An 18,414-nucleotide genomic window follows, 5' to 3' on the forward strand; every position below is an offset into this window, starting at 1 on the left:
CATGGGGTAATTTGGATAGCCGCTGTCTCCAGAGAAAGATCCTGCATATTGGCGAAAGAAGAATTAGTAAAAATACCTACGCATAAATACGATACGCAATCGCCCGACTTTCCCGTAGTATCTAGTTCGAGGTCAAAAGGAGCCTGATCTGCCTTGCGCGACAGATCCGACTCCGCAGGGAGAGCGCCGGGAAACCGGCGCTCTTTTTGCATCCGGCGCATCAATCGATAGAATCCTCGGGATCGACACCGCTACCATTGGATTCCACCATGACTGAAAAGCTACCCAAAGTCCGCCTCCTCACCTGCGGCGGCACGATTGTTTCCTCGGGCGAGAGCGCGAGCCAGATGACGGGCTACCGCCTCAAGGACTTCAGCGTTGATGCGCTTCTCTCCGCCGTTCCCGGCCTCGCCGATGTCGCCCGCATCGACGTCCACGAAGTCGCCCGCATCGACTCCATGTCGATGACGAGCGCCGTCTGGAAGGACCTCGGGCGCGCCATCGCGGAAGCCGACGCGGATCCGGAAATTGACGGCATTGTCGTCACGCACGGCACCGACACGATGGAGGAAACCGCCTGGTTCACGCATCTCACGATGAAGACCGCGAAGCCCGTCGTCTTTACGGGCGCCATGCGTCCTTCGACCGCGCTTTCCGCCGACGGCCCCCTCAACCTCTACAACGCCGTGCGGATCGCCGTCGACCCCGAGGCCCGCGGCCGCGGCGTCCTCGTCGCCCTCAACGACGTGATCTACGGCGCCCGCGCCGCAATGAAGGTGAACCCCACGAACGCCGCCGCCTTCGGCGGACTCGCCGAGGGACCGCTCGGGATCGTCTCGGGCGACGCCATCGTCTGGCTCGGCCGACCGGAGAAGCCTTTCGGCGCCGAGACGCCCTTCAGGCTTGAAACCTACTCGCACCCGAGGCGCCTGCCGCGCGTCGACATCCTCTATTCGCATGCGGACGACGACGGCATGCTCGTGCGCGCCGCCGTTGAAGCAGGCGCCGAAGCCATCGTCCATGCCGGCACCGGAAACGGCTCCATTCATGCCGAAACCGAAAAAGCGCTCGCCGAAGCTGCCGAACGCGGCGTCTTCATCATCCGGGCGAGCCGGGTACCGGGCGGATGCGTGACCCCGGGCCTTGCCGAGTGGCAGGAGCGCGGCTACATCCCCTCGGGGACGCTTTCGCCCCAGAAGGCGCGCATTCTTGCCATGCTCGCGCTCGTCACCTTCGGATGGAATCCGGAGAAGATGAAGGAAGCGTTCGAGCGCTTCTGATGAAGAGCCTCCGGGAATAAGAAAAACGCCGGCTGACAATCAAAAGTCAGTACCGGCGTTTTGGTTTTTCCGCGAAAAATCCCCTGCTCAGTCCTTATAGAGCGAGCAGCAGTTCTCGGCAGCCATCACAAGGGGCTTCCCTTCGGCGTCAAGGAGATGGAGCTTTCCGTCATTACCGACCTCAAACTCGCGATTGACGACGCCGCCCGAATTCTTGAGAAGCACGCGGCCGTTCTTCACCTCGAAGAAGCCCGTTTCAATGCCGCGGTCCTTCTTGACGGAAAGCGCGTAGCAGCCATAATGGTCGAGCGAGAGTTCCGCGTCCGCGGCTTCCTCTGCCTGAGAGAGGAGGACGCCCGACCAGTGTCCTTCAAGCCCCGTGTCCTTGTGCGCGGTCTCAGCGGCGCCCGCAGCAAGACTGACGGAAAAAAGAGCGGCGAAAAGGACTTTGGAGAACGACATGGCAGATGTATTGGGGAAAACGGGGAATGAAACGAGGAACCCCTGAAACATCCGCGGCTCAGCTGCGACCAAGCAAGCTCACTTGAAGCGGCGGGAAGCTTCGCAAAGTTCCTCCTGATGACTCATACCTTACGCCGCGCACCTCACGCAAACCTTAAGGACAGAATCGGAAACAATTGCCGCTCTTTCGCGCCGCCTTGCTCCCGATCAGAGGAGCGCGATCACGGCGTCGACGTCCTCCTCGCGGGTCGCCCAGCTCGTGCAGAAGCGGCAGAGGGTCTTCCCGTCGTCGCGGCGCTCCCAGATGGAGATGGCCGCCTTTTCGCCGATGCGCTTCAGATCCTCATCGGCGAGCCAGGCAAAGATCTGGTTCGTGCGGGAGTCGACATAGAGCTCGTAGCCCTTTTCAAGGAGCGCCGCGCGGATTTTCTGCGCGAGCTCAACGCCGTGGCGGCCGGCGTCGACGTAGGTGGTCCCGCTCATGAGGACCTCGAAATTGATGCCGAGGAGCCGCCCCTTGGCGAGCACCGCGCCCTGCTGCTTCTGAAGCGTGAAGAAATGCTTCATGAGGGCCGGGTTCGTGACGACGAGCGCTTCGCCGATGAGGGCGCCACACTTCGTGCCGCCGATGTAGAAGACGTCGGCGAGCCTCGCGATGTCGGAAAGCCCGACGTCGTTCGCTTCAGATGCGAGCCCGTAGGCCATACGGGCGCCGTCGATGAAGAGCGGAAGCCCATAGCGGCAGCAGACGGCAGAAATATCCTCGAGCTCGGCGAGGCTGTAGAGCGTGCCGAATTCCGTCGGCTGCGAGATGTAGACCATCCCGGGCTGCACGACATGGTCCTTGCTCGTATCGCGAAGGAACGCCTCCATCCACTTTTCGATCGACGCGGCGGAAATCTTTCCGTCCTTCTGCGGAAGCGTGATCACCTTGTGGCCGCGCGCTTCAACTGCGCCCGCCTCATGAACGGCAATATGACCGGTCTCGGCGGAGAGAACCCCTTCGTAGCCCGCAAGAATCGCGTGAATCGCGATGGAATTGGTCTGCGTGCCGCCCTCGAGGAAGAAGACGCGGGCCTCCGGCGCCCGGCAGGCCTCGCGGATGAGGCGGCGGGCATTTTCGGAAAACTCATCCTCGCCGTAGCCCGGCGCCGGAACAAGATTGGTTTCCTGAAGACGTTCAAGAATCGCCGGAAGGCAGCCTTCCTGGTAGTCGCAAGCAAGACGGATCATTGCCGAAATTTCCAATTGAATTGAAAGCGGGGAGCGCTGCCGCAGAAGGAGCGGCGCGCTGATGGAAGATGATTATATGAACACCTCTCCGACTATTCAGTGCATTTTGCTCACATTTACTAACCCGGAAAAGTCGCGTAAACGTTCTCCCGAAAAAAAAATGCAGTCCCCCGACAAAGTGAAGCCCGGCAGCGGAAGCGTCCGCTGCCGGGCTTGTCTGCCGGTAAGAGTTCCTGAAGTTTTCTGAAGGGAAAACTCGTCTGGAACCCTTTCCTCTCGCGATTACCAGATCACCGGATCAAAGTAGCCCGCAAAGAGGACGGAGGCGCGCAGCGCAAGCGCGCCGATGATCGAGCAGAGGCCTCCGAGCATTACCATCGAGCGGTGCTCCTTCAGGAACGTGCAGAGGATCGGCATCACGATGCCGAGACCGATCGCGCCCGCCCAGAAGATGAGGGATGCCCCGCCCATGAGAAGGCTTTCCGCACCCGCAGCGGCGCCGGGCGTACCCGTCCAGGCCGACTGAATGAAGGCGAAGATCACGAAGGCTTCGCCCAGGTGCACGCCCCAGGCAGTGCCGCCGAGCCAGCCGGGATGACCCGTCTCGAGCTTACCGCTCGCGGCAAGGAGCTCAGCGAGACCCACGGCGCAGCCGAGGCCCGAGAAGATCCAGAGGACCGGGAGCACCGCAGTATTCCAGAGCGGAACGCCCGCGGCCTGGGTGAGAAGGAACCCCGAATAGGCCGTGGCCGCAACGCCCAGAACGCCGTTGCACCAGCGCACCATCACGCCTTCGGCGATGTCGGCGAGGACGCGGTTGCCGCCCTCCTTCGAGCCCAGCCAGATCATGAGGCCTTCAACGACGACGGCAATGCAGAGCACTGCGAGCAAGCAGATGCCGATGAACATCCAGCTCGTGAAGTTGAAGGACCAGTTGGCGAGCGCGTGAAAGGCCGCGAACGGGAGGTTGAGAAGGCGCCCCAGGTGCGAAAGCACCAGGAGCGTGCCCGCGATCGCGGCGATGCCCGCGATCGCGAAGACGCGGCGGCTCTTGAGCCAGATGTTCAAAAAGAGCGCCATGCCCGAGAGGCCGACGAACCAGAGGAAGAACGCAATCGTCCACGCCCAGTGGCTCGTGGCGGCCTGAGCGGTAAGTTCCATGTATTCAGGAGTCATTTCTGCACCACGACGAAGTAGTTGGGCTTAGTGCCTTTCTGCGGGAGAAGGCGTTCAGTGCGCGTGCGGGCGATGCGCTGCGAGACCGCGGATTCCGGATCCTGGATGTTGCCGAAGGCGCGCGCCGAGACCGGGCAGGCGGCAACGCATGCCGGGTCCTGGCCCTGGGCGACGAGCTTTTCGCAGCCTTCGCCCATGCACTTGACGGGAAGCCCCGTCTTCGGATGGAGCCAGCGCACGTCGTACGGACACGCCGTAACGCAGTAGCCGCACCCCACGCAGCGCGCGGGATCGGTCTTCACCTGGCCCGTGAGCGGATCGTGGTAGTTGGCGCCGAAGGGGCAGACGCCGATGCAGGGCGCGTCGTCGCACTGCTGGCACTGCACGAGGATCTGCTGCGGACGGCGGAGCGTCTCTAGCTTCACGACGCGGATGTTCGAGGGAAGAGACTTCCAGCCCGTATTCTCGTCGTTGAGCATATCCGGATAATTCGTCTGAGCGCAGGCCACGATGCAGGCCGAGCACCCGACGCACTGCGTCGCATCAAAGAGATGCGCAAGCTTTTTGCTGTATTGAGTCATTGCCTGATGCCTCCCTCTTAGATGCGTTCGACGCGGACGGTGGAGTTGTTGGCGAGCGAACCCGTCACCGGCTCGCGGTAGCCCGTGCAGAACCAGTGCGAGTTGATGCCTTCGCGCGTCCACTCATAAGCGCCGAGGTTTCTCTTCGTTCTCACGCCGCCGGCAAAGCCGTGGGCAAAGAGCGCGCCCGCGACGACGCGGTTCGTGACCGTCACCTTCGTGCGGCCCTTGACGCCCGTGTCGAGGCTCGTCAATTCCACCGTGTCGCCCGTGCGGATGCCGAGGCGTTCGGCGTCGACGGGGTTCATCCAGACCGTGCGGTCGCCCAGGAACTTCGACGGCCACGTCCACATGGAGACGCCCGAATTCGAAGCGCTGTCCTTGCCCGAGACGAGATAGAACTCGTTCGAGCGCGGTCTCGGGATGGTGTATGCCGGAGGCATCACCCAGTCGGAAAGGCCCGAAGCGCCCTTCTTCTCATACTTCCCGGCAAAGAGGAAGGAAATGATTTCGCCCTTGCCCGTGGGGGTGCCGAAGGGCTTCTTCTGCGGATAGACGCCGAACTTCTTCACCGCAACCTGAGACCAGCCGCGGGCCTTCACGTCCGCATCGATGCGGTCGCCTTCGCCCGCCTTGTCGCTGTTCTTCTTTGCAATGAACTTCGCCCAGGCGCTGTCCATCATGCCGCGGTACCACTTCTTGAATTCCTCGCGGGTCTTCATCTCGTGGTCGTAGCCGAGGCGCTCCTTAGCGCGCTCGGGGAATGCGCGGCGCAGTATTTCGCAGAACTGCCAGATTTCGTCGCGCGCGTCGCATCCTTCGGGGGGTTCAATTCCGGCGTTCGAGAACTGGACGTTGCCGTTCAGAGCCCACTTGACGCCGCCGTATTCATAGGCTTCGAGGAAGAAGGTCGAGGGGAGCACGTAGTCGGCGTAGTCGATCACCTCATGCGGGAAGATGTCCTGCACGACCATGAGGTCGAGCGCCCTGAAGGCCTTCGCCATGCGGTCCGAATTCGCCTCGCGGTGGAACATGGTCGAACCCGTGATGAAGGCGGCGCGGATCGGATAGGGCTTCCCTTCCTCAATCGCGGTGAAGATGGCCGAATAGGTGCCGGAGCCTTCCGGATAAATCACCTTGTCGAGGGCCTTCCCTTCGGCGTTCTTCCAGGATTCGCCGTGCGGGCCCTTGCCCTTTCCGCCCGACTGCGAGGCGCCCGGCCCCTTGAAGCCGCCGCCCTGGGTGACGACGAAGCCGCCCGGCTGATCGATCTGCCCCGTGAAGAGGTTGATCATGCTCATGAGCGCATAGGCGTGGGTGTCGTTGCCGTTTCTCGAGGCGTACCAGCCGTCGTCGCAGACGCCGCCTTCGGTGAAGAAGGCGCGCGCAATGCGCACGATCGTTTCGGAGGGGATCCCCGTCGTGAGGGACGCTTTTTCAGGCGTCCAGGCAAGCGCGGTCTTCGAGAAACGCACGAAGGCCGTTTCAACCGCGATGTCCTTGCCGTCGACCGTGCGGACGGTGCCCGCATAATCGAGATCCGGGTCGACGCCCTCGGGTTCGTCGAACCCCTTGACGGCGCCCTTTTCGTCGCGCGCGAGCCCCATCGCCGCAAAGGCGGAGGACGCGCGGTTCATGACGACGAAGGAGTCCTTCGCTGCGCCTTCGATCAGTTCGTTCGCGGCGATCGGACGGTGCGTGCCGGCCTCAATGAGGTAGGGAGCGTTCGTATAGCGGCGCAGGAACTCAAAGTCGACGAGCTTTTCCGTGATGCCGACGCCGATCATCGAGAGGAGGAACGCAGAGTCCGTGCCCGGGCGGATGGGAACCCATTCGGCGCCCGAGGACATGGCGTTTTCAGGCATGCGCGGGTCGACGAAGATCACCTTTGCGCCCTTTTCGCGCGCGCGGCCGAAGACCGCAGTCACGCCCATGGCGCAGTTGAGCGAGCGCCCCACGCAGAGAAGCAGACGGCAGCGTTCGTAGTCGGGCTCGACCTTGCCCGCACCGTCGAAGCCCTTGCCGAAGACCATGCGGCGGCCGGCAACGGAAGCGGAATTGCAGGTGGAGGAATGACTGATCACGTTGGGCGTGCCGAGAGGCGCCCCGAGCCACTGCTGGAGGCCCGAGAAATTGTGCGACGTCATCGAGATCGCGCGTTCGCCGTGCTCCTCGACGATCTTCTTCACGCGTTCGGCAATTTCGGTGAGGGCCTGATCCCAGGAGATCTCCTCGAACTTTCCTTCGCCGCGCTCGCCCGTGCGCTTCAAGGGCTTTCTGAGGCGCTGCGGATGGTTCCACACCCACATCGCCTGCGCGCCGCGGGCGCAGCAGCCGCGCTGCGGATGCGTGGGGTTCGGCATGATCTTCACGGTTGCCTGAGAGACGGGCTCGCCCTTCTTGTGAAGCGCGAGGAGGCCGCAGTAGCCGCCGCACACCATGCAGGCGGTCGGGTGCGCTTCCCAGCCTTCGGCCTTGAGCGCCTCGACTTCCTTAGCGATGGCTTCGTCGGCAGCCGTCCAGACAGCCGCACCGATCGTTCCCGTGCCTGCAGCCGCGCCGACCGCACCGGCGGCGCCGATGAAGCTGCGGCGGGAGAGACCGGGACCGCGGGCCGCGGAGGGCTCAACGTTCTTCGTCATATGAATCTCCTCTTGAGGAGAGATTGCCGCCGGACAAATAAAGAAAGCAGAAGCCGTCCTGAGCATGGATCCCGCGGGAAGTCTTCAGAAGGAAGCCTCCCCGGGAGCGCGCTCAGGACTTTAAATGTGAATCTGCGGGGGTCCTGGCAGACATCTGTCCAATCAATTTTTTTTCAGGGTCGCGGCCTTAATGCTTAATTTGTATAGTTGCCGCTGAGGGGAAAGATAAAGACCCCGGCCCTCTTCTCTTACAGGGAAAGCCCTCGCTTTTTCCGATTCGTTATTCATCCTTTGAATAGCGACGTGCCCCAGATGCATTGAACATTCGTCGTATATCGGGGACTTAGGTCTTGTCTGACCCGAGTCTTAAAAGCAGAGATAAGGCTAATCCACTACCTCATAAAGAGTAGACCCTATTAAAGAGAGATTACCGTTAGCAATAAACTACCGGGCGCCTCTTCCTGCGCAGACTCCCCGCATTCTCCTAAAATGACGGGATTCCTGATTTCAGCTCCGGGACGCGGCCGGCTCCTGCCTCCGGTTCCGCAGCATGAGACTTTCCCAACAAAACATCTGAAGGCATACCTACATGTCCGCCATTATTCTCGGCCATAAGCACCCCGATACCGACAGCATTGTTTCCGCCCTTGCCTGCGCGGATCTCTATAAGAAGCGCGGCCTCGACGTCGTCCCTGCCGCTCAGGGGACGCCTGCTCCTGAGACGGCCTTCGTTCTCGAACGCTTCGGCCTCAAGGCTCCTGAAGTCGTCACGTCGGTTGCCGGCCGCGAGGTCTACATCGTCGACTATTCCGACCTCAATCAGGCGCCGGACGATTTTGCCGAATGCACGCTGAAGGGCATCGTCGACCACCACAAGCTCGGCGACATGACCTCCTCCGCTCCGCTTGAATGCGTGATCATGCCGGTCGGCTGCACGAACACGATTCTGAAGCGCATGTACGACTACCTCGGCTTCGTTCCTCCGAAGGAAATCGCGGGCGCCATGCTCTGCGCGATTCTCTCCGACACCGTGATCTTCAAGTCCCCGACCTGCACGGAAGCCGACCGCGCCGCCGCGCGCGAGCTCGCCCTCATCGCGGGCGTAGAGGACATGAAGGCCCTCGGCATGGAGCTCTTTACCGCGAAGTCCGCCGTCAAGGGCGTCGCTGCCCGCGACCTCATCATGCGCGACTTCAAGGACTTCAACATGTCGGGCCACAAGGTCGGCATCGGCCAGCTCGAACTCGTCGACCTTGCGCTCCTTGAGGACCGCATCCCCGAGCTCCTCGCGGAACTCGGCCGCATGAAGGCCGAAGGCCGCCACACCGCCATGCTGCTCCTCACGGACATCATGAAGGAAGGCTCTCTCCTCCTCATGGCTTCCGACGATCCCGCGAAGATCGCCTCCGCCTGGAAGAAGACCCTCGGCAGCGACAACCTCTGGCTCGAAGGCGTCATGTCCCGCAAGAAGCAGGTCGTGCCCTTCCTTGAAGCCGTCTTCAAGGCGTAAGCAGTCAGACTGATGGATGCCGCCCCTGCAAGAGGCGCGCATCTAAGCCAAAACCCGCAGTCTTTTTGATCGGACTGCGGGTTTTTTATGCTTTACAAGCTCAAGCCGGAGCCTTCGAAGCAGAATAACCTGCGGCTGCAACGATTCGTTTCAAGCGCTCAGTGCGGCTTTTTCAAATTCAAGCAAAGGAATTCACATGAATCCGATTTTCCCCTGGCTCGGCATAGCCGTGCTCATCCTCTGCGGATGGGCGATCGTTAAAAAGTACCAGGTCAACATGGTGCTGCTTCTGGGCGGCCTTCTTCTCAATGCGCTCGCGATCTGGGGCGGCGCTCAGGTCTTCCCGGCCAAATTCAACGCCACCGGCATCATGGGCTTCGACCTCGTTGAGTTCCTGCGCACCATTTCGGTTTCTCAGGTGAGCGGCGTGGGCTTTCTCATCCTGATCTCCGGCGGCTTTGCCGCCTACATGCAGGCAATCGGCGCTTCGGACCGCTTCGTCACGGTCTGCGCAAAGCCCCTTTCCTTCATTAAGAATCCGTACCTCATCCTTGCCGCCGTCTTCATCGTCGGCCACTGCCTCGGTCTCGTCATCACCTCCGCGGCGGGCCTTGCCATGCTGATGGTGGTTACCGTCTATCCGCTCATCATCCGCGTCGGCTGCTCGCCGCTCGCCGCAGCCGCGGTCGTCGCGAGCGTGCTCGCGATCGGCTATGCGCCGGCTTCGGGTACGGCGAATCTTGCCTCCCAGATCGTGCACCTCGATCCGATCGAATACCTCGTGCGCTATCAGCTCCCGATGGCGGTGCCGGTCGTGATCGCCATGGCCGTCGCGCACGTCTTCACGCAGTACTGGTTCGACCGGCGCGAAGGCAAGGGCGAGGTTGCCGACCTCTCTGAGCTCGAATCGAAGCGCCAGAATCTCGAAAAGACGCCGGCCTTCTATGCGCTCATGCCGCTCTTTCCGATTGCGCTTCTCCTCGTCTTCAACAAGTTCGTCTGGGGCACCGGCATGAACGTCGCCACCGCGATGTTCATCGCCTGGATCATCGCCTTCGCGATCGACCTCCTCGTGCGCCGGAAGGTGAAGGAATCGTTCGACCTTTCGTTCGCCATGTTCAAGGGCATGGGTTCGATCCTCACTTCGACCGTGGGCCTCATCTTCGTTGCCGCCTTCTTCGCGAAGGGCCTTCAGAACATCGGCATCGTCGACCTCCTCATGAGCGGCGCGCAGTCGATCGGTCTCGGCTACACGGGCACGAGCGTCGTCCTCTCGGCGATCATCGGCGTCGTTACTGTCCTCACGGGCTCAGGCGTCGCGGCCTTCACGAGCCTCGGGCACCTCGTTCCGGATGCGGCCCAGGCCTTCAACCAGAACGGCATCTCGATGATGCTCATGATGCACACCGCCTCCGAAATGCTCCGCGCCATGAGCCCGGTTGCCGGCGTCATCATCATCGTTTCGGGCTTCGCGAAGGTGAACCCGCTCACCATGGTGAAGCGCACGATCATCCCGTGCCTCACGGGCTACGTCGTCATGCTCATCACGGTGAATCTGATCGTTTAATCGATCAGGGAAAACCTGTCAGAGGTCTCCGCCCGAATACGGCCTGAGAGATCCTCCAAAATGGAAAACGCCCGCGGAAGCAAACAGCTTCAGGCGGGCGTTTTCTTTGTGAGTCAAAAGCGTGAAAGCGCTTTATTCGGCAGCCTTTCCATTGGCCTTCAAAAGATCGCGGATTTCAGCGAGAAGCTTCAGCTCCTCGGCATTGACGGGCGCGGGAGCAGGAGCCGGAGCGGGCTTTTCGGCCGCAGCCTTCTTCGCCGCCTCTTCTGCCGCCTTCTTTTCCTCGGCATCCTTGTCGGCAAGGAGACGAGCGGCTTCAGCCGCGATGCGCGCACGGGCCGTCACGACGATCTTGATGAGCCAGAAGACAGAGAAGGCAAGAAGAAGGAACTGGACGACGGCCGTAAGGAAGGCGCCGTAGCCGAAAACGGTGGCGCCGGCCTTCACGAGCGCCTCATACGTGTGAGGACCCGTATAGCCCGCGGGAGCATCCTTCAGAACGATGAAGAGGTTCGTGAAGTCCGGGCGCCCGACGATGACGCCGAGGATCGGATTGATGATGTCCTTCACGAGACTGTCGACGATCTTTGAAAAAGCAGCGCCGATGATCACGGCGACGGCCAGGTCTAGGACATTCCCTTTCGAAATGAATGCCTGAAATTCCTGAAAGAACTTGCGCATTTCTTTATTCACCTTTGGGTGCGTTTATGGTTTTTTGAAGTGTGTTCGATCGATCCGCCGGGGCACAGACCCTAGAGCCTGCGGCTCCGGCGAATTGCCGACTCCGTATTTTCCTTGAATTCGCGCGCGTCTGCGCGGGAAACGCGGAGCGACTCGCGGATTTTCTGCGCCGTCCGCCGCGCCGTCACGGGGTCAATGCCGCCCGAAGCAGCGCTTTCGAGGAAGGTCCGGCGCGTGAGATCCGCGTTTGCAACATAGAAAATTGAAAGCGCCCAGGCGAGCCCCATGGAGACGTAGTAGGCCTTCCCGGCCCAGCGGAGCACATTTTTGTCGAACGCGAGGCTGAGAGCGCGGGGAAGCGTCGACTCATCGAGAAAGTTAGTGAGAAGCAGCACGAGCCCAGTACGGACGCGCCAGAGATCATCCGATTCAATGAGTTCGCGGATGAAGCAGAAGGCATCTTCGGGCGACTTTCTGAGGCACTTCATCGATCCCGCAAAGAGGTCGCAGAGCGCCCAGTTTGTGATGAAGGGCTGATACTTCCTGGAATATTGAAGCCGCTCCTCAAGGGGAAAACGCTTCTCGAGCGCGATCACAAGTCCCGTGGTTTTGAGCACCTCATGCGCGCGGACCTTTCCCGGGACAAGCGCTTCCGCGAGGAATTCCCTCGAGCGGCCGCTCCGGATGATTCTCTGCGCCGCGGCGCGTACTGCCGCCATCGGAACGCCGATGCGGTAAGGCACGCCCGGGAGCATCACTCCCTTCGTGTCGTACATCCGGAAGTCCGCGGCGTGAATGAGTTCCATATGGAGCTCGTCAAGGAGCGTCATGAAAAGTGCCTCTCGAAAAGAAATACGCAAATATCGGAAAAGGATAGCGGAAGCGCCTCACTCAACAAATGAATGAGGCCTCCCATTGAAATCCCGAATGCGCCTCATCTTTCGCATGCCGCTACAATGCTCTTCGAAAACAATTCCAAAGCGCCCTTTGAAGCCGGGATTTTTCTGAATCTCCCGCCGGCGCTCCACCACTGCCACTGAAGTCCATCATCATGCATAGCGAAACGCCCACCCCGGCAGCTGACCCTGCCCTGATTCAGAAGAAGAAGCCCGGCATCGTCGCCTACATCGCCTTCGCGCTCGCCGTCGCGTTCTTTTCAGGCCTGCTCATTACCGACAAGTGGTGGGGCATTTTCGACTACACCGTGCTCCTCGGCGACTTCGGCTCCGTCGTCGCAAAGGTAACCGACAAGGGCGGGGAAATCTCGACCGTCATGTCGAACTTCCGCGGCAAGGGCGGCTCGGGCGCCATCGACGGCTTCATGTTTGCGCTCGCGCTGGTTCCGACCATCATGCTCGCCACGGCCATGATCGCGGTCTTCGAATACTATGGCGCCCTCAATGCCGCGGAACGCCTCCTCAACCCGATTCTGCGTCCGCTTCTCGGCCTCCCCGGCTGCTGCTCGCTCTCGATCATCGCCTCCCTCCAGTCGACCGACGCCGGCGCCGTCCTCACCCGCACGCTCAAGGAATCAGGCGACATCACCGAACGCGAAACGCTCATCTTTGCGGCCTTCCAGATGACCGCGGGCGCTGCGATCGGAAACTTCCTCTCGAGCGGCATCGTCTTCTTCTCGCTTCGCGGCGCAGACGGCTCGCTCGTAGTCCCGACGACGATCGGCACCTGCCTCGGCATCATTCTCCTCGGCAAGGTCCTCTCCGCCAACCTCACGCGTCTCGTCTTCATCCGCGAGGACAAGAAGGCTCACGGTTAAGCGTCTTCTTCAGACCTTCCGCAGCCAAAAGCCGGCCTTCCTCGGAATGCCGGCTTTTTTGCGCCCGTATGAAGCGGATGCCCTACGGCGGCCGTTAAAATTAAAGAATTGCCGCAAAGAAAAGAGGAATACCCGCATGCGCAACCTCCCCTACCACCTTCTCGCGCTTTTCGTCGTGATCTGCTGGGGTCTCGCCTTCGTGAGCACCAAGGTGCTCTACGCCTACGGCATGGGCCCCTGGGCAGTCGTTGCGCTTCGCGCGGTGCTCGCCTACGGGCTCCTCATCTTCATCGCTCCGAAGAATCTTTACGCCGGGACCTTCCGCAACGAAGTCACCGTGGCGCTTCTCGGCTTTGCGAGCGTGCCGCTCTCCTACGGGCTACAGAATCAGGCGCTCGTGACGGGGCAGGCATCCACCGTCGCCGTGCTCGTCGCCATGGGGCCGGTCCTCACGGGCCTTCTCGCGATGGCGGCGCTCCGCACCTGGAAGATGCACTGGATGACGATGCTCGGACTTGTCGCCGCCGTCACAGGCGCGCTTCTTCTCTATTTCGACGTTGCCGTCATGCAGGAACTCCCGAGCAGAGGCTTCATGCTCGGCATTGCCGCCGCGGCCGCCTATGCGCTCTACGCGCTGCTTTTGCGCGCGCTCGGCGACCTCTCGCCTCTCTTTGTGCTCCGCAAAGCCACCGGCTACGGCGTCATCGGCACCATTCCCTTCTTCCTTGCCGAAGGCCCCACGGAAGCCGTACTCCTCACGGATCCGGTGGTCGTCGCAAACTTCCTCTTCCTCGCGCTCGTGGTTTCAGCAATCGGCTGGGTGCTCTGGCAGACTGCGGAACGCCATGTCGGGGCCCCCGCAGCGCGCATCTACACCTTCATCTGGCCGCTCGCTGCCGTCCTCGGTGGCATCTTCATTCTCGACGAAACCTGGAGCTACATCGGCTTCATGGGCGCCGGCATGATTCTCTGCGGCGTCATCAGCGCGCAGACGGGACTCGCCAAAGTAGCGCTGGAGATGGCGAAGCGCTATTGATGACGAAGCACTAAAGCATCGCGAAAAAGGCCTTCCCGGTTCATGCCGGAAAGGCCTTTTTTATGGAATCAGACCAGGCGTCAGAGCATCAGGAGCGAACCGAGACCTGCTCGTGCGCATGACCGCCCTTTGCGATCAGATCAACCATGGCGAGCGCATAGTCGGCATAGCTCACAACGCTCTCGCCCGCGGCGTTGACCGAGAACTCGTCGCTCCCGAGCACGTACTTTCCCGTTGCGGGCGCATCCGGCAGGAACGCGGCGGCCGGGCTCACATAGGTCCACAACACGTCGGAACGAGCCTTCACGGCTGCAACCTGACGACGCTGGGCGTCGGCAAGCGGGAAGTACTCCTTCGGGAAGGACGGTTCGTCCACGACCTGACGGGGGTGCTCAGGGTTGAGCCAGAGGCTCCCGGCGCCGCCCACGATGTAGAGGCGCTTTTCAGTGCCGGAGAGAAGATCGCAGAGATGTTCCGCCGTGGTGATGTGAAGCGGGATCGTCTCTGCAGTCCAGAAGCCGAGGGCGTCCACGACGACGTCGAAAGGCTTCAGATCTTCCTTCGTAAGCGCCATAACGTCCTTCTCGATGATGGAACCGGCACCAGATTCATTTGCATGGCGGACAACCGCCGTGACATCGTATCCGCGGCGAAGCGCTTCACTGACAATAAGGCGGCCGGACTTGCCGTTCGCGCCGACAACTGCAATCTTCAACATGTTTGTTTCCTTCGTATGTAGTTCGATATCGAACTGTTGACAAGATTAATCCTTAACCTTGGAATCGTCAATATTGTTCGATATCGAACTTGTAACGAAAGTTGTCGCCCTCAGAAAGAAAGGCCATCAGAAGAAAAGAGAGCCTGCCTGCCAATATGCCAATACCAAAACCGGACCAGAAGCCTGGAACCTCTCAATTCGTAATGATCGGGCCGGTATTTCCTGCCCATCGTTCAGAGGCTTAAGGACATAGGGAAAACCGGAGCCGCATTGAAGTGGATCTTGCTTCCGAAATTCAGAGGCTGAAAAAAAAAGCAAAGCGAAAAATCGCCATGGCCTGTAATGCTGTAGCGAAGAAGAATCTCAGTACCGACAGACAGGGATGATTCGCATCCAGACTGCACGAGGCCTGACTCAATAGAAACAGAAGCTGTGTTGTCTCCTAATGAGGAAAGTTTGAATAAGAGAAGTGAAGCGGGTCAGCCTGTAAAAAATATTCATTTGCATAGAATCTGCGAATCAATTTCCATTGATATGGAAAAATCAACTGCGCGTTACAAGGTGAGCAATTCACCATAAGCAGCCATCAATAGCAGATTACTTTCTGTAAAGTGAGAAACAATGATTTTCAGTGCTCATTCGTATTGATTAAGTTTCAATGCAAGTATATTTGATTCGGACTGGACATCAAAGAATGAAAACCATCGGCAGCAAAGACTCACCGATCAGTCTGCACATTCAGTTTCTTCATCAGTCAATCATGAACTCGCTTCATCAAAAAGGACGCGCATTTTATTTCAGTGTAATCATTACAGCTGCAGTGCATTGTTTCCATCCCAGCCGTATCAGCAATTAGCCACATTTCATCCAGAACGATTAGTCAATGTTTTTGGATTGATGGCCCGTTGTTCCGAATACCCCTCGCGCGCCCTGGGGAGGGGAGGTTCCTTAATCAAAGGAAGCGTCAGTTTATTGGATGCGCCACTCAGACCGCATTCCTGGCTGCCGGTGCGACGCCGGGCATGGTCGTTCCCGTCAAATTTCTTGCCTGCTTACGTCTATTATAAGCATTGTTATACATAACAACACATCGTATGTTGCGTGTTATTTACTTTAAACCTGATGTCTGAAACACGACGGGAAGCCGGAAAAAAGACTTTTTTGCAAGTTTTCGCCATTACTTGCCCACTTCCTGCATGAAGTTTATAATTCGCATAATCTTGTGAATCTAACCTCATAACTCACTTTAAAGTACATGTCATGAGACCATCCATCGCTGTTGAGGACGCCGTCCAGACACTCGGCGCCAATATCAGGAATGCCCGCCTCCGCCGCAGGCTTCCTCAGTCTGTCGTTGCAGAACGCGCCGGGGTTTCACTCAATACCCTTTCCAAAGTGGAGAATGGCGACTGCGGCGTTTCGATCGGAAACATTGCGTCTATCCTGAACGCCGTCGGCCTTCTCCCCCTCCTCTCCTCTCTTGCATCCTCTGAGAATGATGATGCGGGTCTTCTGATGGAAGAGAAGAATCTTCCACGGAGAATCCGACAGAAAAAGAAGCCTTCCCTCTCCGCCTGATCTCATTCTGGGCCTGAATTAAATCAGAATCAGCACAGCTCCATTCACGACTATCATTCCTTTTCCATTATGAAGCAGATCGAATTCAGACGCTGGGAAGTCCGTTCTTCGGCCTCCTCCGGAGCGCTTTTGATCGGAGAACTTTTCTTTCCCCTGAATGATGAAGGAAATGAATTGGAATCATATTCCAATGACTCTGATAATGACTCATTGAAAAAAGAAAAGAAGAAAAAGGCCGTCAGGAGCAGCAGAGAGAGAATTGCATCTCCATCAGGACTCAATCAGCCGCTTCTTCCGAGATTCCGCTATTCGTCAGAATGGATTGAATCTGGCTTCGCATTGGGTGCCGATCTTCCGCTTGAAAATGGAATAAAGATTCCGCCACGAGGAAAGAAGCTTTTCGGCTTTCTCGCCGATCGGGCGCTTTCGCCTCAATCCGGTTCCATTTTTCAATCCGCACGTGAAGCCGGATCAAAAGTAATGGACGTGTCAGAGGCCTTCCGCAATGCAGGCGATATGGAGATGCTCTCGCTCCTTCTCCCGCATCGTGATGCGCACGCAGGAGGAGCCGAATTCTATACTGACGGCGTGCAGGCAGGGAGCGCCTCCAGGATTCCGAATGAATCCTCGAGTCTCGAAAGCATTCTCTATGCGCTCCATGCAGAAGAACGAGGCAGGGCCAATCTGAAGGCCCTCATTGATCTTTCTTCCGCCACTGCCCTTCCCGGCCGTCATACGGCGCAGGTCGTGGTCTCCGGAAATGACGAAAAAGCGCTGACGCTCAAGCGCTATTCCGATCTGATTGATGCGCCCCTCTGGCGGGAAGTCTTCATGCGGCTCGCCCGGGACTGCGGCATTGAATGCGTCGAAACGCGGCTCGCCGACACCATGGGCGCGCGCGCCCTCTTTGCCGACCGCGCCGACCGCAATGAAGGCAGAAAGCGCTTTACGCTCTCAGCGCGCACCCTGTCGCCCGAAAGATCCGTTTCCTATCTCGGCATTGCCGACATTCTCAACCGGGAGGGGGCGGCGCCCAGGCTTGATCTTCCGCAGGTCTGGCGGCGCATGGTCTTCTCGCTTCTCACGGGCGCGGAGGACCGAGGCGAAAAATGGCTCTTCTACCGTACGGATTTAGGGTGGCGTCTTGCGAAAACGCATGGATTTTCGCCTGCCTCGGGCGCAGCGCGCATGATGACCGTTGACGGACGGCGGCCTCTCGCGTCGCTCGATGATGCAATCCGCCTCGCGCCCTACTTTGCCATGACGCTTGCCGACGCCAAGGCGGGCGCCCAGGAAATGCGCCGTGTGCTCTCCTTCTGGGAAGACCGGGCGCTCGAGCTCGGCGCCGATGCGGCGGAAGCCGAGCTGCTGGCTCCGGGCTTTGAAGCCTATTGATGCCTGGGAGCCCCAACCCCGAAAAGCAGGCGCCCGGAATCCTCATTAAGGAACTCCGGGCGCCTCTTTAATAGAGAGCGGTCGAATAGTTATTCGTCATCGCGCTTCGCCGCGCGGAAGTCGAGCTCCATGTCGTACCAGACGGCGCCGCCGTGGACGGACTTAGAAATGCCGCAGTTGACGAACCCGAAGCCCGAATAGAAATCAATGAGGTGCTTCTTGCAGGTGAGGATCACGCCGTCGCGCCCTTCCTGACGGGCCTTTTCAATAAAGGCGCGCATCAATGCGGAGGCGTAGCCCTGATGCTGCTCCTCGGGGATGACGGCAAGGCCGAAGATCGACTGCCAGTGGCCGTCGGGGTTATGCATCTTCGCGTCGGCAAACATCTCGTCGCAGATCGTGCGGTTGTCCGTCACCATGCCGTCGATCAGGCCGACGGGACGATCGTCCTTCATCAGAATGAGAAAGCAGTCGGAAAAAGCGTTGAGACGTTCGACGAAGCGCTCCCTGCTCGCCCTTTCCGCAGGCGGAAAGCACTTCGCTTCGATCTCAGTAACAATGTCGACATCGGCCGGCGAAGCCGCACGGATGGAAAGCATGTAAACCCCTCTTTAAACCTGACGTCTTCCTGGAGTCCCGGAAACCAATGCCCGGGGATGAAGGAAGCGCGTGAGGCATCATCTTAACGTAGCCTTATCTCCCGATGCCGATCCCCAGGTCGTCTATTTGGCTTTTTCACCACGCATCGCCTTCTTTTTCGAATTCCCCTTCATTTGGACCG

General features: G+C 59.5%; 17 protein-coding genes. 8 read left to right on the plus strand and 9 right to left on the minus strand.

The annotated features are described in order from the left end of the window. The first annotated feature begins 269 nt into the window (after positions 1-269). Positions 270-1,280: an asparaginase gene (locus Q0106_RS05360; protein WP_297609902.1), complete on the plus strand. Its 1,011-nt coding sequence runs from the start codon at positions 270-272 to the stop codon at positions 1,278-1,280. A gap of 87 nt (positions 1,281-1,367) precedes the next feature. On the opposite strand, the gene Q0106_RS05365 is transcribed toward Q0106_RS05360, so the two are convergent. Both Q0106_RS05365 and Q0106_RS05370 read right to left on the minus strand, forming a co-directional pair. Continuing rightward, positions 1,368-1,742 (minus strand): hypothetical protein, encoded by a 375-nt coding sequence (locus Q0106_RS05365; RefSeq protein ID WP_297609905.1) that lies wholly within the window; start codon positions 1,740-1,742, stop codon positions 1,368-1,370. A 207-nt stretch (positions 1,743-1,949) separates the two neighbouring features. Continuing rightward, a complete protein-coding gene (locus Q0106_RS05370; protein WP_297609908.1) occupies positions 1,950-2,975 on the minus strand; it encodes an aminotransferase class I/II-fold pyridoxal phosphate-dependent enzyme in 1,026 nt (341 codons plus the stop codon). A gap of 61 nt (positions 2,976-3,036) precedes the next feature. On the opposite strand from Q0106_RS05370, the gene Q0106_RS05375 reads away from it, so the two are divergent. Continuing rightward, positions 3,037-3,222 (plus strand): hypothetical protein, encoded by a 186-nt coding sequence (locus Q0106_RS05375; RefSeq protein WP_297609911.1) that lies wholly within the window; start codon positions 3,037-3,039, stop codon positions 3,220-3,222. Between the two features lie 35 nt (positions 3,223-3,257). On the opposite strand, the gene nrfD is transcribed toward Q0106_RS05375, so the two are convergent. Genes nrfD through Q0106_RS05390 form a run of 3 tightly spaced genes read right to left on the minus strand, consistent with a single transcriptional unit; the run spans position 3,258 to position 7,374 of the window. Next, positions 3,258-4,151, minus strand: coding sequence for an NrfD/PsrC family molybdoenzyme membrane anchor subunit (gene nrfD / locus Q0106_RS05380; RefSeq protein ID WP_297609914.1), 894 nt, complete (start codon positions 4,149-4,151; stop codon positions 3,258-3,260). Continuing rightward, positions 4,148-4,732, minus strand: a complete 585-nt coding sequence (locus Q0106_RS05385; protein ID WP_297609917.1) for a 4Fe-4S dicluster domain-containing protein — start codon at positions 4,730-4,732, stop codon at positions 4,148-4,150. Before Q0106_RS05385 ends, nrfD begins: the two co-directional genes overlap by 4 nt. Positions 4,733-4,749: 17 nt before the next feature. Then, on the minus strand, positions 4,750-7,374 hold the full coding sequence (locus tag Q0106_RS05390) for a molybdopterin-dependent oxidoreductase (protein ID WP_297609920.1): 2,625 nt from the start codon (positions 7,372-7,374) through the stop codon (positions 4,750-4,752). Between the two features lie 589 nt (positions 7,375-7,963). On the opposite strand from Q0106_RS05390, the gene Q0106_RS05395 reads away from it, so the two are divergent. After that, positions 7,964-8,884 (plus strand): manganese-dependent inorganic pyrophosphatase, encoded by a 921-nt coding sequence (locus tag Q0106_RS05395; RefSeq protein ID WP_297609923.1) that lies wholly within the window; start codon positions 7,964-7,966, stop codon positions 8,882-8,884. Between the two features lie 196 nt (positions 8,885-9,080). Then, positions 9,081-10,451, plus strand: a complete 1,371-nt coding sequence (gene dcuC, locus Q0106_RS05400) for a C4-dicarboxylate transporter DcuC (protein WP_297609927.1) — start codon at positions 9,081-9,083, stop codon at positions 10,449-10,451. Positions 10,452-10,583: 132 nt separating this feature from the next. On the opposite strand, the gene mscL is transcribed toward dcuC, so the two are convergent. Beyond that, positions 10,584-11,132 carry a large conductance mechanosensitive channel protein MscL gene (gene mscL, locus Q0106_RS05405; RefSeq protein ID WP_297609930.1) on the minus strand — a complete coding sequence of 183 codons (549 nt, stop codon included), beginning with the start codon at positions 11,130-11,132 and terminating at the stop codon, positions 10,584-10,586. A 71-nt stretch (positions 11,133-11,203) separates the two neighbouring features. Then, complete coding sequence (locus Q0106_RS05410; RefSeq protein WP_297609933.1) at positions 11,204-11,962, minus strand: DNA alkylation repair protein; 759 nt, start codon at positions 11,960-11,962, stop codon at positions 11,204-11,206. A 221-nt stretch (positions 11,963-12,183) separates the two neighbouring features. Here Q0106_RS05410 and Q0106_RS05415 point away from each other — a divergent pair, with 221 nt between their 5' ends. Both Q0106_RS05415 and Q0106_RS05420 read left to right on the plus strand, forming a co-directional pair. Further along, positions 12,184-12,906: a nucleoside recognition domain-containing protein gene (locus Q0106_RS05415; protein ID WP_297609936.1), complete on the plus strand. Its 723-nt coding sequence runs from the start codon at positions 12,184-12,186 to the stop codon at positions 12,904-12,906. A gap of 136 nt (positions 12,907-13,042) precedes the next feature. Continuing rightward, entirely contained in the window at positions 13,043-13,942 is a 900-nt protein-coding gene (locus Q0106_RS05420; protein WP_297609938.1) for a DMT family transporter, read from the plus strand. An 88-nt stretch (positions 13,943-14,030) separates the two neighbouring features. On the opposite strand, the gene Q0106_RS05425 is transcribed toward Q0106_RS05420, so the two are convergent. Beyond that, positions 14,031-14,660: an NAD(P)H-binding protein gene (locus Q0106_RS05425; RefSeq protein WP_297609941.1), complete on the minus strand. Its 630-nt coding sequence runs from the start codon at positions 14,658-14,660 to the stop codon at positions 14,031-14,033. A 1,260-nt stretch (positions 14,661-15,920) separates the two neighbouring features. Here Q0106_RS05425 and Q0106_RS05430 point away from each other — a divergent pair. Both Q0106_RS05430 and Q0106_RS05435 read left to right on the plus strand, forming a co-directional pair. Continuing rightward, positions 15,921-16,238, plus strand: a complete 318-nt coding sequence (locus Q0106_RS05430) for a helix-turn-helix transcriptional regulator (RefSeq protein ID WP_297609945.1) — start codon at positions 15,921-15,923, stop codon at positions 16,236-16,238. Between the two features lie 480 nt (positions 16,239-16,718). Beyond that, positions 16,719-17,633 carry a HipA domain-containing protein gene (locus tag Q0106_RS05435; RefSeq protein WP_297609948.1) on the plus strand — a complete coding sequence of 305 codons (915 nt, stop codon included), beginning with the start codon at positions 16,719-16,721 and terminating at the stop codon, positions 17,631-17,633. Positions 17,634-17,722: 89 nt separating this feature from the next. Here Q0106_RS05435 and Q0106_RS05440 read toward each other — a convergent pair whose 3' ends face one another. Further along, positions 17,723-18,232 carry a GNAT family N-acetyltransferase gene (locus Q0106_RS05440; protein WP_152157594.1) on the minus strand — a complete coding sequence of 170 codons (510 nt, stop codon included), beginning with the start codon at positions 18,230-18,232 and terminating at the stop codon, positions 17,723-17,725. Between the last annotated feature and the right edge of the window lie 182 nt (positions 18,233-18,414).

Origin of the sequence: uncultured Sutterella sp. (assembly GCF_937923675.1) — a bacterium.
Classification (GTDB): domain Bacteria; phylum Pseudomonadota; class Gammaproteobacteria; order Burkholderiales; family Burkholderiaceae_F; genus Sutterella.

Coding starts and splice junctions, on each gene's coding strand:
- Q0106_RS05430 (WP_297609945.1), top strand. CDS start 15,921: ATGAGACCATCCATCGCTGTTGAGGACGCCGTCCAGACACTCGGCGCC.
- mscL (WP_297609930.1), bottom strand. CDS start 11,132: ATGCGCAAGTTCTTTCAGGAATTTCAGGCATTCATTTCGAAAGGGAAT.
- Q0106_RS05375 (WP_297609911.1), top strand. CDS start 3,037: ATGGAAGATGATTATATGAACACCTCTCCGACTATTCAGTGCATTTTG.
- Q0106_RS05365 (WP_297609905.1), bottom strand. CDS start 1,742: ATGTCGTTCTCCAAAGTCCTTTTCGCCGCTCTTTTTTCCGTCAGTCTT.
- Q0106_RS05415 (WP_297609936.1), top strand. CDS start 12,184: ATGCATAGCGAAACGCCCACCCCGGCAGCTGACCCTGCCCTGATTCAG.
- Q0106_RS05360 (WP_297609902.1), top strand. CDS start 270: ATGACTGAAAAGCTACCCAAAGTCCGCCTCCTCACCTGCGGCGGCACG.
- Q0106_RS05420 (WP_297609938.1), top strand. CDS start 13,043: ATGCGCAACCTCCCCTACCACCTTCTCGCGCTTTTCGTCGTGATCTGC.
- Q0106_RS05410 (WP_297609933.1), bottom strand. CDS start 11,962: ATGACGCTCCTTGACGAGCTCCATATGGAACTCATTCACGCCGCGGAC.
- Q0106_RS05395 (WP_297609923.1), top strand. CDS start 7,964: ATGTCCGCCATTATTCTCGGCCATAAGCACCCCGATACCGACAGCATT.
- Q0106_RS05390 (WP_297609920.1), bottom strand. CDS start 7,374: ATGACGAAGAACGTTGAGCCCTCCGCGGCCCGCGGTCCCGGTCTCTCC.
- Q0106_RS05385 (WP_297609917.1), bottom strand. CDS start 4,732: ATGACTCAATACAGCAAAAAGCTTGCGCATCTCTTTGATGCGACGCAG.
- Q0106_RS05425 (WP_297609941.1), bottom strand. CDS start 14,660: ATGTTGAAGATTGCAGTTGTCGGCGCGAACGGCAAGTCCGGCCGCCTT.
- Q0106_RS05440 (WP_152157594.1), bottom strand. CDS start 18,232: ATGCTTTCCATCCGTGCGGCTTCGCCGGCCGATGTCGACATTGTTACT.
- Q0106_RS05370 (WP_297609908.1), bottom strand. CDS start 2,975: ATGATCCGTCTTGCTTGCGACTACCAGGAAGGCTGCCTTCCGGCGATT.
- dcuC (WP_297609927.1), top strand. CDS start 9,081: ATGAATCCGATTTTCCCCTGGCTCGGCATAGCCGTGCTCATCCTCTGC.
- nrfD (WP_297609914.1), bottom strand. CDS start 4,151: ATGACTCCTGAATACATGGAACTTACCGCTCAGGCCGCCACGAGCCAC.
- Q0106_RS05435 (WP_297609948.1), top strand. CDS start 16,719: ATGGACGTGTCAGAGGCCTTCCGCAATGCAGGCGATATGGAGATGCTC.